This window comes from uncultured Microbulbifer sp. (assembly GCF_947489355.1).
Classification (GTDB): Bacteria; Pseudomonadota; Gammaproteobacteria; order Pseudomonadales; family Cellvibrionaceae; genus Microbulbifer.
This window is the reverse complement of the sequence record NZ_CANLDD010000072.1, coordinates 1-13,311: the sequence shown is the minus strand read 5'-3', so window position 1 is coordinate 13,311 and position 13,311 is coordinate 1. Positions and strand designations below refer to the sequence as shown.

Genomic DNA, 13,311 nt, shown 5'->3' with positions numbered 1-13,311 from the left:
TACTCATTGAACACCTCTGTCTCAGGCAGCGACTTTACCACCTAAATTGGTGTCCGGGATTAGTAGACCACTACAAACTGATAAATGAGTTTTTCTTGTGCTCCCCGCTAGACTTTTTCTTATCGCCCCATCATGATCATTGGCAGTACCGCTACTGTGTTAGTGCGGTTTAGCGTAACATCCATCAATGAAAACCCATTCCATGTCCAGATTTACTACGAGCGCTTGAAATACATTCTGCTGCTTGGTTGAACCTGACCAGGCATTGAAGCGCTTGTAGACCTTACTCTAACATCTGAAGCTCTTCGGTAGGTCTCTCCATGGGCAACCTGTACGCATTCAATAGAGCATGCCCTCAAGGGTCATACGGAGATCACGCTTGTCATAGATGGCCAATTACCGTAGAGTTCTCCACAGCTTCGAACAGCGCTCATCACTGAGTATTGCAAGCTCGTTTTATCGCTATATTAGGACTTCAACAACGAGAGTTGATCTCATAAATCAATAGGCAACCTCTAAACTAGAATAGTTCCTAGCGAAAATACTCAAAAATCTTTACCGGAATTTTTAAGGCAACTAAAAATATATTGGTATAAATACCATTCTCTCTACAAGCCCTGACAATCTCTATGTTTTGAAACAGCACCCCCCATAATCCCGATGCACTAGCACCGCCCCCTCTCATTGTAACTAAGCACCTAGGGATATATACGTAACTCACCTGATTTCTATAAAGAAACCTTACAAGTAATTCAAAGTCCGCTGCAATATTAAGATCAGTTCTATATAATCCAAATTTTTTATAGCAGATTTTTTTTACAAAAAATGTAGGGTGTGCTGGCATCCAGCCCCATCTAAACTTATATGGTCGAAATCTCTTTGAGCTATATAAACGTCGCCTTCTAGTAAGCAACTTTTTAGAAACAATTTCAAGGTCAGCGAAAACCGCGTCAACATTCCCTTGACTCAAGTATCGCACCACTTCAGAAATAACACTTCTGTTTGAGTACACATCATCAGAATTCAATAAACCTACTACCTCGCCCGATGAGAAATTGATACCTTTATTCATCGCATCATAAATACCCTTATCCGATTCTGATATAATTTTATAGATCCGCTCTTCATATTCGGAAACTATTTTCATAGTTCGATCCTTAGACCCCCCATCAACAATTATATATTCAATCTTTGGATAGTCTTGAAACAGGACTGAAGCAATAGTCTCTCGAATTGTTTCTTCGCTATTATATGAGACTGTAATAATACTTACTTTCAAAGTTAAAAGCACTCCGAGCAACATTAAATATAATTTATTGAGTTAAATTTTTTAGAATTCACTCTTGAGATACATATGGCTTATATAGTTTGTGTCATAAAATAATTATCCAAAAATTCAAAGTGTAATGTTTCCCTTATTGCATCATTTCAATTTTATACCGCTGCATTAAATTCTTAATGAGTTATCTTTTATACTCAGTCCTCTGAGGGCAATATTGGTACAATTTTAGCAATCTTATTCTCGACTAACTAATCAGCACTGACGTTAGCTCTGTTACTTTTCTCGCCTCTTCATGATGTCAAAGCACAACCCCTAAACTTGCTTGTAGCAATACTCGCGCTGGCCACTGTTTCGCTCTAACTTGCTCGACATCGTTAACTGTTTCACGCTTACATTCACCATAATCTTTGCTTGTGAAGAATCGCTTTTCTTAAACGCCTCAATCTGACATCTTTTCACATAAGTAAGTTGCTTGTAGAGTTTCACAGCAAATCTTTATCTGGAGAAAAAGAAAAAGGTCTATGGGAAATCGAGTGACCTTTTTCTATCCACATAAAGATATTCACTTATAACTTGAATCTAAGATGATAAATATTATTTAATCATTTAGAAAAAACATTATTGACATACCAATCGTAGGTCAGCTTTATTCCCTCCCTAAGGGGTACTTCCATTTTCCAGCCAAGCTCACGAATAACAGATATATCCAGCAGTTTTCTTTGAGTTCCATCCGGTTTAGATTTATCGAACACTATATCCCCGCCATAACCTACAACATCTGCAATTAGAATTGCCAGCTGAGCTATTGATACATCTTTTCCGGAACCTATATTAAACATAAATTCTGTCGGCATAGAATTATTTACTCTCACTCCATCCTCTAATCTCATCACATGCAAACAAGCTGACGCCAAATCATCGACATATAGAAATTCACGTCTTGGAGTGCCACTTCCCCACACAGCAACCTCAGATAGACAAGAAATTTTTGCAGTATGAAAACGATAGATTAACGATGGAATTACATGTGAATTTTCTGGATGGAAGCTGTCTCCAGGCCCATAAAGATTACATGGCATTACGCAGCGATAACGCCTTTGGTATTGATGATTAAGCGACTCGCACAATTTAATTCCTGCAATCTTTGCTATAGCATAAGGCTCATTAGTTTTCTCCAGCGCTCCTCGTAGAAGCTCACCCTCAGTAATGGGCTGCTTAGATTCGAGAGGATAAATGCATGACGACCCAAGAAATAATAAATCCTGGACCCCAAAAGAATTAGCTCCCTGTATCAAATTACATTGAATCATTAGATTTTGATATATAAAATCCGCCGGGTAATGAGAATTTGCATAAATCCCACCTACTTTTGCTGCCGCAATATAAACAACATCAGGAGCTTCTTCCCTATAAAATTCATCTACTGCGGTTTGATCAATAAGATTTAAATCAGATTTTGATTTCAAAATAATATTTTCATGACCAGACAATCTTAGTCTTCTCACCAATGCAGATCCCACCATACCATTATGGCCTGCAACAAATATTCGTTTACTTTTATACACCTTATTAGCTCCTATATTAAATCTAAAAGCCATTTTTTTTTAAAAGGAGATTTTTTTTTGCCTCAATTAGATCCTGCTCTACCATTTCAGAAATTAATTGATCAAGTAATATTTTAGGTTTCCAATCAAGTATAGTCCTAGCCAAGGTAGAATCACCCAAAAGATTATCCACCTCTGAAGGACGGAAGTAACTTGCATCAACTTGTACGATTGTATCGCCAATTCTGACTTTAGGGGCCATATCTCCCTTAATAGAGATAACCATCCCCTTTTCTTCTAATCCGATTCCTAGAAATTCAAGTTCAATTCCTAACTTTCTGGCAGTTAATTTCACAAAATTACGAACTGAGGATTGAATGCCAGTTGCAACTACAAAATCACGAGGCTTTCGTTGTTGCAACATTAACCACTGCATTTCAACATAATCTCTTGCATGCCCCCAATCGCGCAAAGCATCTAAGTTACCAAGATATAAACACTTCTCTAAACCACATGCAATGTTTACCAAGCCTCGCGTTATCTTTCTCGTTACAAATGTCTCCCCACGTCTAGGTGACTCATGATTGAATAGTATGCCATTACAGGCATAAATACCATAAGATTCACGATAATTAATAGTTATCCAATAAGCATATAGCTTAGCTACCGCATAAGGTGATCGAGGATGAAATGAAGTTTTCTCAGTTTGTGGAACTTCGTGGACTTTTCCGAACAGTTCAGATGATGACGCCTGATAAAATCTCGTTGTATTTTCCAACCCCAATAGACGAATAGCTTCTAAGATTCTCAATGCTCCAAGTCCATTAATATCAGCCGTATATTCAGGTGATGCAAAACTTACAGAAACGTGAGATTGAGCGCCTAAATTATAGACCTCATCTGGTCTAACTTCTTTTAATATTCGAATAATATTTGATGCATCTGCAAGATCTCCATAATGAAGGATGAAATTTCTATTTTCGTTATGGGGATCTTGATAAAGGTGATCAATTCTTGCTGTGTTAAATATAGATGACCTACGTTTAATGCCATGAACTTCATATTTTTTTTTCAAAAGAAATTCAGCAAGATATGAACCATCTTGACCTGTTACTCCAGTGATTAATGCTTTTTGCACTTGATCTTACCCATAAACAATAAAGTGTAAACTAAAGCAAATTTTCTATTGCCCTATAAAATACCTTACACTGATACTCTGGTGTATAGAATTTCATTACAACACGCCTGCAACTTCCAAATGTTATTATGCCTGAATCAATCGCACTAAAACAAACTTGAATTTTATTTACAAGGCAATTTACATTATTTCTCTCAAAAAGAAATCCACTAATACCACTACGAATTGATTCAACTTCGGGCATTTGCTTTGTTAAATCACTATGAGATATTACAGGAGTTCCACAAATTAGTGCATGCATTGCTGTAAGTCCAACTTCGCCAGGGGAAACACAAAGATCTGCAATGCGCAAAAATTGAAGTACAACTTGATCGTTATATTTCGGACCTAAAAAAAAGACATCCTTTTCAAGGTGAAATGCCTTTGTTAAAACCTCAAGTTTATCCCTCTCTCCGCCATCTCCTATTACAATAAGTTTTATAGCTTCACCTGATGACTTAATATTTGAAATTGCCGCTAAAAGTAAATCCAAGCGTTTTTTTCTCTCTAGCCTTCCAGCAAAGACCAACAACCGATCATTCTCGGTACAATAAATATTACGCAAATTATGAAGCTGACTGTTTTCAAGACTATCAACATATTGCGCTTGCTTTCTAACATCAAGCGCATTATTTATAACATACATTTTTTTTGAAATTCCGGCTGCTTCAAGTTGTTGTTTGCCGTGCCTACCATAAAGAAGTAACGAATTAGCAAGGTTATAAAATAACAATCTAAATATTAATTTCACCTTACTTTCACGCCCATATATTCCATGAGTCCAAAATACAACTTTTTTCCCAGTTATTCTGGACAAGATGGCACTAAGCCAAGTCGATATCCTATGTGCCTCACCCCAATATACTACTGCATCCACATCCTTAGATAATCCCAGACTCAGCAGCTCAGTTTGCCAAAAACAAACATTACGAATGTAGTAGCTCTTTATCTTCTTCCAAAAAATTCCACCAGAGGAAAAATACATGTTACAAAATGTGTCTGGTACGATCGGTATCTTAGACGGATCCTCTCTTGGATCAGCATATATTGTAATTTTATGAGATTTCATTCTTAGACTACTAATGAGCTTAAAAGATGCATATCGGTAATGTGCAAATCTGTCTGGTACTATTACAATGGAGTATTGTTTATTTTTCATTATTAAATTTTTGTTAATAACCTTAGTTTGAAAGAATAACCTCAACTCTCTCATGCAGTGATAAAAAACTCTAGCTTCCTGCAACACCACTGGTTGAAAAGTGAGCATGACATATATAATGACACAGGAGGTAACGTATTTAGTTCAATATGGTTAATAACGCTCCTTTACAACCCTTGCGATAACAGTAGCGCCTTCGATATAGCTTTGATGCTATCAGAAGATAAATACACAATTTTTCGTCTTTGTCTTTGTGCGCATAAATCATTTGATAGATCCTATTTATTCAGGTATCCTCCCTACCTGTTGCGGCCTCAATACCTGACGAAGTACAGCTTTTATGTCGCCTCGCACCTTACCTGTTTGTCATTTTCTGGGCCATGTAGGCTTCATGCCATTTTACATTCGACAGATTTTTCTCCTGACCTGGACAATATTTGTACATTTTATTGTTCGGGCGCAGATCACAACTGATCGTAGAGAGGTGCCATCCCAGTAACTCGGTAATCTCTACCTGCAAATATCTGATTTTTTTCAGAATGTGAATCTAGTATCGTTCGTTCTTGGTCGTTAACTGTAGTTCATCAGTAATTTTCTGTTAATCGGAAAAATCACCGACTCTAACAACTGGTCAGCCACTTACCAATTGTACTTATTACCAGAAATTACGAAATATAATCAATCCAAATCAAACTAAGATAGATAAAGATTCCAAAAGGGTCGTATCCCATCATGAGGAAAAAATATTGGTTTTGATGAGGCCACAGATTTTATGTTGCTCTTTTTTTCGATAACTCCACTGCTGTACTTGAGTCGATAATAGTAAGTCAATGGAATTAGTCTATCTTTGTCAAATGTACCGATTTGCTTATAAGGCCATTCTTTATTTGTATACTGCAACAACCACTCCAGGCCTTTTTTAATCCCACCACACTTTGGTCCTCTAAAATTCCACAAATCTTCACCAAGGCTCTCTGCTAATTGACACAAATAAATCCAACCTTGAAGATTAAAACAACAATAGTGAGCTGTTGTAGACCTACATAACTCGTATTTCTGAATACCATTTTCATCAAATTGGCTCAACAAACGAAAGCGAGAATCCAAAATAATAGACCTTAAATGTTTAAAGTCTTCAATGAAAAAACAAATAGCTGCAACCTGGAGATCATAAAATGTACCATGATTATTTTTTGACATTCTCTCTCCTACACCCTGCTTGCTGCTTTTAAGCCAAAGTAGATACTCCGCAAACCATTCTTGTAACTGCATTAATTCAACATCACTAATGAATCTACCTTTGTGTAGAATTCGAACACCATCTAGAAAATAATATAGATCTTTAAACTCAATAATACCAGAGCTCTGTCCAAAATTACTATTATGACCTATTCGAACTTGAGCATACTTTAAATGAGGATTCATTGCTGATTCCTCATTTAAAAACCAACGACGGATCAAATCTCGCCCACGACAAGCATATTTTTCACCAAATCCTTCCTTCCATGCCAGCGCTAACGTATATGAGTCATCAAAAAATCGCTGTAATCGCGTTCGATCGTATCTATCACATAGAGGGTCATACAGCTTTGTTCCAGGAGTGCGAATACCGTCTCTACGAATATATGGCATGCCTAGAAAACAGAGAGGATGAGGCCAGTAATAAGGTGCTGGATGCCAGTAATCTTTCATATTACCACTTGGTGGTAATGTGGTTTTATCTATGACTGAATACGTACCTCTCTTCATTGCCTGCATAGCAGAATTTTCTAAAGCTCCTAGGGCTATATAGTTAATTGACCTTCGGTATTGATTAGATCTTAGTTTTTGATAAAAATTTAGGTTAGTCTTCGCCACTTTATCATCTAGTTCAGTAAGCAGGGAAATAACAGCTCGGTTTCTAGCTTCACCTCGTCCTATAAAAGCTTTCTTATCACATGCTTGCTCTAACTCAGCTTTACCTGAAAATAACCTTGCGACCCAACCAGAATATTGAAAGTTTCCGACCTGCTTTGAATAAGGTGGGCAAAAAAAGTCCCAAGGTTGTATTGGCCAGGAATCCCATTTTCCTTCAACCCCTAAACGCCAAAGTAATTCAACTTTCGAACGTCTTCCATAATAGTATTCCTCATTAAATTCTTCTAAACTATCAAATCTAAATATAATTTGTGGCTCTTCATTTGCAACTAGGGAAAAATTATCATTCAAAATATCAGAATTTTTTATCAATCTCGCCATTGGCACAACTAGATATGATGTTTCTTTTTTTGATTTAATTGATTTTCTGATTTGTTCCCACGCGTCAGTTGGCAAAAATGAATTTCCATCCCAAGGAAGCACCCACTTTGCTCGACGCTTCCCATCCCTGAGCGCTAAATTTCTAGCTCCATTATTATTCATAACGTAATTGTTTTTAAAGCGAAAGAGCCGCATTAATACTTGTACTTTTTCTAATGAATCAAGATTATTAAACTTTGAATAAGGAGGTGCAAAATCTAGTGGAATCCCGTCGATATCCCATCCTACCTTTGCATACTCGTTTATGTCAAATTTAATATGAATATACAAAGCTGAGAAATCATTAAGGATCTGCAAAATTTTTGCTTCTTCATCAATATCCACAATACGGTTAACGATAAATATTTTCACACATTCAGGAAATTCTTGCTCATTTTCTAGAATAAACTTGAGATTTTCTCTTGATTGACCTTTTTTATGCCTTGGCATTAGATCATTACCAATAATGCGATATAGTGCAAAAGTATCTTTTCGGTAATTCATACAAATATTTTCTATACTTTTATTTACATACTTTAGCCGATCACTTGGATAGTTTATACATGTGCTCATATAACGCCTTCTCTTAAAGAAAGCTTTCTTTAAAAATCTAGCACCAGGAATTAATATTATATATTCACGCAAGCTCAGCAAATCTGCATTCCTCTTTCAGGACCGGAGAAGCTAAAATTAGTGACATTTGCGTTATAGCTAGTTTGTATCTCCTTTTATTCATTGCATATTCAAGCGTTCCTAGCATTGCTGCCAAATCCAAGTGCTGAACGTTATATTCAGTTCGAATATCATTTCTCATACTTTTCAATACTCTAATTACACTACTCTTATAATTGATATCATTAGTAACTTTTTCTTTTGATCCGATAGGCTCTAATGTCCAATTTCCCCAACTTACCAAAAATATTTCTTTTTCAATATTAGATGATATGTATGTATTTTCACGATTCAATTCTCTGTTATGAATATATAAGGGCATCCTTCTTATTATTGCTTGCAAATTATCAAGCTCGAATATGAATTGATCTATCACTTCAGACTCTGATATTTCATCCACTGCCACAATAGCCTTTGCTATAAACTCTTTATTGATTCTTTGGTGTAATAAAGCATGCGAAGATTCATAACCTTCAATCAGCTTATTAGGTGGGGAGCATACCCAATGCTTTAAAAGCAACTCACGTTTAATATCGCTCCAAGACTCCACCGGAGTATTACTATTGTTCGCTAAGCTCAAAAATTGGCAAGCCATTTCGCCCTCTACAAACGATGAAATTAGACTTGGAGAAGATAACTCACTTCTATTCACATAAGAAAATAAATATTTTTCATTCTCAAGTAAATGCCGCCATTTAGAATCATACACTTGTAACATTATACTAAATGATTTATCTTTCGATTCAGAGCAAAGGTTGATGATATACGTAAATATATTTTTAGGTGAACGATCTACCCATCTTATTATTAAATTTCTTTCTGTTAATTTTGACACATGCCTCTTAACCCACTGATCTCGTTTTTCCTTATTTAAAAAAATATCAGTATCAATAGCTTCTTCTTGATTATTTCTGAAGAGTTGAACATGCCGAAAAACTAAAGGATCCACACTTCTCTTCCAGCTCCATAGTTTGATACATTCCTTTACAGCTGACTGTAAAGAACTTAAGGTATGACGTAGAAGAATTATAGTAATGACGGAGATAAGCACATTCGGGCTTTCCCTAAAAATAAATGGAATCAATACTACTATAAAACAAATAATAAAATTAACATAAGAAAAGACACTTAATAGATTATTGTATTTTTCCCTACAAACCTTATAGGATTCACATGCTTTAAATTTTTTTTGTCTAAGATATCTTGCTAAAATGAAATACTCTATTACTAACAATGATAGTAAGATATTTATTACTGGTTTACTCAACAAACCGATAATAAATAAACCGAGAATAATAAAAATTAGTGACGATAATATTTGACAACATGTTAAATAATATTTAGGTAATCGATCTTTTTTTTGAACACTAATCGCGATAAAGTTTGTCTTTCTAAATACTTTTTTACCGCCGATAATAGACATATTTTTAGAGAGAGCATTTAAACTCAATCCTAAGAAAAATGCAGCCGCCGCAGCTATTGATAGAAATAGAATCCATTTTTCTTTATCATTCAGAGAGATAAAGCTTTGAAAGTATGTTGGAACCCCTTCTGAAGATGCAAGTAGCAGTACTTTCAACGGAAGCATAAACGCTACTAGATTAACAAATCGCACAAAAACAGCTGCAGAAATTAAAAAGACGGAAATTTTTGGATTACTTTTCCAAAAAGAACTAAAAACTTTATAGTACCATACCAAGAATTTAATCAATATAATTTTTAAACTCATACTTATATTCTTATTTAATGCCTTACTGGTTTGTTTCCAATTAAAAAAGAAAACATTTCAAAAATTTCAAATCCCCAAAGCTGAACCTGGACAATGATAGCAAATACTCTATACCGAATAGAAAATTCATTCTTTCTTGCCAATAAAGCCATTACTCTAACGGGAGGAATCATAGTCCTTGCTAAAGACAGCAATAAATGTTTTTGTTTAGATCTACGTAAGCTTGCCCCTTTAATTCTTCGAACCTTAGTTGCAAGTTCTCTTAAATTAGTTCTTGCGCGATGATAAACGATTGATTTTTCAACATAGTGTATAGACATGCCTTTTGTTACAGCACGCTTGCAAAACTCTATATCGCTTCCAGAAAAATATAATTCTTCAAAATTTCCTACCATTCTGGCCAACTCTTTAGAAAACATTAAATTTGCAGTTGCTGCGTATCCTTCTTTAACATATGCCTTTTGCGGTATTCCCTTTACGATATCATAGATTTCATAAATACTAGGATCGCTGGATACCGGATTTGTGATAACATTGCCAGCTAATAACTTATTTCTGCCTGAGCACTCTTCGTAACATTGCAACCAATTATACGCAGGGAGGCAATCGGCATCTGTAAAAACTAACCATTCTCCTTTAGCATTTTTTATACCAAGATTTCTAGCAGCATATGCTCCAGGTGTATTACAATTTAAAATACGAAAAAAATCTGGAAGGTCTTTTATAGGTAAGAATTTTTTTGAACCATTATCTATGAGTAATACTTCAAAATTATTCATTCCTATTGATTGTCGAATTAATCTATTAATTAAATCCGCAACAAAATGCCATTGCTCATAAATAGGGATTATAACAGAATATTTCATAGGGATCTCACTCATAAAAAGTAAATTTTTCTTAACAGATTTAAATTATATAGTGAATTCAAGCTTAACTTAAAGTATATTCGCTTATTCTGTCTTTGCTTCAAATATTTATTCATTAAGTTATTCATCACTTCTAAGATTGATTTTTCTGCGATGATACTTTAAATTTTATGATACTGTGCTAATTTCTTTCTTGCATATATTTTCAAACCTTCACCCTTTGTCTGACTGCAAAAAATATTTCCCAAACTCTTTAAATTTTAAACCTGACGTTTTGCCCATACAGAGAATATTTTTTGACTTAGAGGTTTTGTGCCAGTGAGGCTACTATCGCAATCAAAAAACAAAATCAAAGTTATCTTACATAGCGGCACTTTCGTGCCTATTCCAATAATCTCATGCTATTAATGTTTTCTTTTGTGTAATGTTGTATACGATAGTTGTGAATCAGTAGAACCAGGTGGATTTTTCTTGATCAATATTCCGGGGCTTTCACATCACACAAATACCCTTCATACAGTCATGGCATTTTTGTATTCGTTTTGGATTCCCCTGATTTTTGAAGAAATCGCCTATGTCATAGTTTTTATATGTGTCAATCGTCATATCGGGCCACGTGCTTTACCTGGCAATCATGAATGTTCCGACACCTCACTCTTGATTCGTACCGGAAGATTTGAATTCATTGTCTACGATCAGATCATTACAGTTTCAGTAAGTAGTTGTCTAATATAACAAGGCTTGGGCTCCTTTCCTTCTCTCTCGCGGAACATTCACGCAACTTCATCTGTAGCGGATTCCTGCGTGTTATTGTTACGCTTTTGGCTGTGAAAATTGATAGCTCTGAAAATGATTATCGACATAGCCTGTTATTTCTTGATTCCAGTTTTTGGTGAATACGTTCGGGATCCAAACTTTGTACTCCATATCAAGTCCAACAAACCAGTTAAACATTGGATCGTAATGCAGACGCTCTATTAGTTGGTGTCCAGATTGAGTCTTAAAACGAATCAGTAACGGTACGAAACTAACGTTCCTTAAGCCCCCTAAAAGAGGCTGCCTATATCTTCATACCAAGTTCAGCTGCTTTACTCGCCGATCATCCTTCTCCTGATAACGAATCAAGCTTTTGTTTTGCCGTACCAACTGGTGAAACATCATGGGCAACTCTCTGCGTACTTGTCCAAAAAGTACGTTTCTACGATACTTTGAGATAAAAACTATATGGCACTTACACTCTAATTTTGTGCGACGTAAACTGTCCACTTGTCTCAGGTTGACCCCATTGTGTGTTGCTTGACGATTCACACATTGGAGTTAATATGTGACTTTCGCGTTTGTCAAACTATGCGTACTTTTTCTGGAAAAGCTTAAGGGTCGCCCTTTTGGGCTAGACTAATCAGCTCTAGAGTCGCCTTGTTATTTTCTAGCATCTTCACGACGCGAAAGCACAATCCTTTGAGCTTGCTTGTGGAGATACCCCGCACTGACCGCCATCCTCCGCTGACTACTTGGATATCGTTAACACGTGCATTCTTACATCTGTCACAGCCTCTTCTTGTATAAAAGCGCTTTTATTTAACGCATCAATCTTGTATCATTATTCATAAATAAGTTGTTTGTAGTGCCTCAGTGTAGATATCTTCCCGAAAAAAATTAAAGCCTATGAGCAACTGTCCGCTTTTATTAAATCCTATTAAAATGTGCACCCATCAGTTGAATTTACTAAATATTTTATACATGTTTAGAATAGAAATAACCAAAAGCTTACTATTGTAAAAATGATAAAAGCTATTAATCCGGCAAAAAAATAATTCATTATATTGCATATTTGATCGAGTGTTGCCTTAGGTAGGATGCTACACACGCAGGCTTCTTTTGTAATATTTTCATGTAAGAAAGTACCTTGCTTTTCAGCTACTCCTTAGATCGTGTTGGCATGCAGCCGTGAACATTTCCTTTGAGTTCATAATTGAAAAATAAATTCAGATTTAATTCAGATGAATATGCTGGTAATTAAATTATTTTCATTTAATTCTCGTGTTCTACTCGCCATGCTTAACGGCTTTAGAGTTTTTTCATAGTCCCGCTTGACGGGTTTCTGCGGTGTAAACCCCTAGCATTTCGGATAATCACCGACGGTATAAATCGATATTTTCATGCCGTATTAACTCTCTGTCAGTTCCATGACCGCCTTGCGTGTTCACAGCAAGTAGTCAAGCTTCAACTGACTTGGCTGTTTGTCCGCGATCTATTTTTGAACTTTCCCTACTTGCTCTGACGTTAAACTACGGCTCATGCCTTCGGTGCGGCCGCATTTCTTAGCGGCCAATGCCTTGCTTGAAGTCACTCTCTTTATAAGAGTTGTTCCAGTTTTGTAATGATCGGATGGAAACATTCAATTTCCACGCAATTTCTGCTATAGACGCTGATTTCTTCTAAAATTCCACAGCAGTTGGATGGTTATCTTCTAGGACGGAAGCGGGTAGTTTTCATGCATAAATTATATCCATTTGAGCACTATAAAGAACGCGGATTCAACCTTGAAGCGCATACCATTTATGCGGCTTGTGCCGCCAAGTAATTATCCATTAAATCTTCTGGT

The 13,311-nt window shown here is 35.9% G+C and carries 9 protein-coding genes and 1 pseudogene; all 10 read right to left on the bottom strand.

Annotated elements, in window-relative coordinates:
* Positions 1–75: 75 nt before the first annotated feature.
* A pseudogene (locus tag Q1A48_RS18995) lies at positions 76–396 on the bottom strand (transposase); the annotation flags it as partial.
* A 136-nt stretch (positions 397–532) separates the two neighbouring features.
* Positions 533–1,279, bottom strand: a complete 747-nt coding sequence (locus tag Q1A48_RS18990) for a glycosyltransferase family 2 protein (protein WP_299948082.1) — start codon at positions 1,277–1,279, stop codon at positions 533–535.
* Between the two features lie 605 nt (positions 1,280–1,884).
* Positions 1,885–2,847 (bottom strand): GDP-L-fucose synthase, encoded by a 963-nt coding sequence (locus tag Q1A48_RS18985; protein ID WP_299948080.1) that lies wholly within the window; start codon positions 2,845–2,847, stop codon positions 1,885–1,887.
* Positions 2,848–2,869: 22 nt separating this feature from the next.
* A complete protein-coding gene (gene gmd, locus Q1A48_RS18980) occupies positions 2,870–3,964 on the bottom strand; it encodes a GDP-mannose 4,6-dehydratase (protein WP_299948078.1) in 1,095 nt (364 codons plus the stop codon).
* A 31-nt stretch (positions 3,965–3,995) separates the two neighbouring features.
* Positions 3,996–5,162 carry a glycosyltransferase gene (locus Q1A48_RS18975; protein WP_299948076.1) on the bottom strand — a complete coding sequence of 389 codons (1,167 nt, stop codon included), beginning with the start codon at positions 5,160–5,162 and terminating at the stop codon, positions 3,996–3,998.
* 693 nt (positions 5,163–5,855) lie between these two features.
* Positions 5,856–8,093 carry an alginate lyase family protein gene (locus Q1A48_RS18970; RefSeq protein WP_299948074.1) on the bottom strand — a complete coding sequence of 746 codons (2,238 nt, stop codon included), beginning with the start codon at positions 8,091–8,093 and terminating at the stop codon, positions 5,856–5,858.
* Complete coding sequence (locus Q1A48_RS18965) at positions 8,077–9,840, bottom strand: hypothetical protein (RefSeq protein WP_299948072.1); 1,764 nt, start codon at positions 9,838–9,840, stop codon at positions 8,077–8,079. The genes Q1A48_RS18970 and Q1A48_RS18965 overlap by 17 nt, the downstream gene beginning before the upstream one ends.
* Before the next feature lie 14 nt (positions 9,841–9,854).
* Positions 9,855–10,706 (bottom strand): glycosyltransferase, encoded by an 852-nt coding sequence (locus Q1A48_RS18960; RefSeq protein WP_299948070.1) that lies wholly within the window; start codon positions 10,704–10,706, stop codon positions 9,855–9,857.
* An 813-nt stretch (positions 10,707–11,519) separates the two neighbouring features.
* Positions 11,520–11,717 (bottom strand): transposase, encoded by a 198-nt coding sequence (locus tag Q1A48_RS21980; protein ID WP_366523446.1) that lies wholly within the window; start codon positions 11,715–11,717, stop codon positions 11,520–11,522.
* A gap of 57 nt (positions 11,718–11,774) precedes the next feature.
* Entirely contained in the window at positions 11,775–11,972 is a 198-nt protein-coding gene (locus Q1A48_RS21975) for a transposase (protein WP_366523445.1), read from the bottom strand.
* Between the last annotated feature and the right edge of the window lie 1,339 nt (positions 11,973–13,311).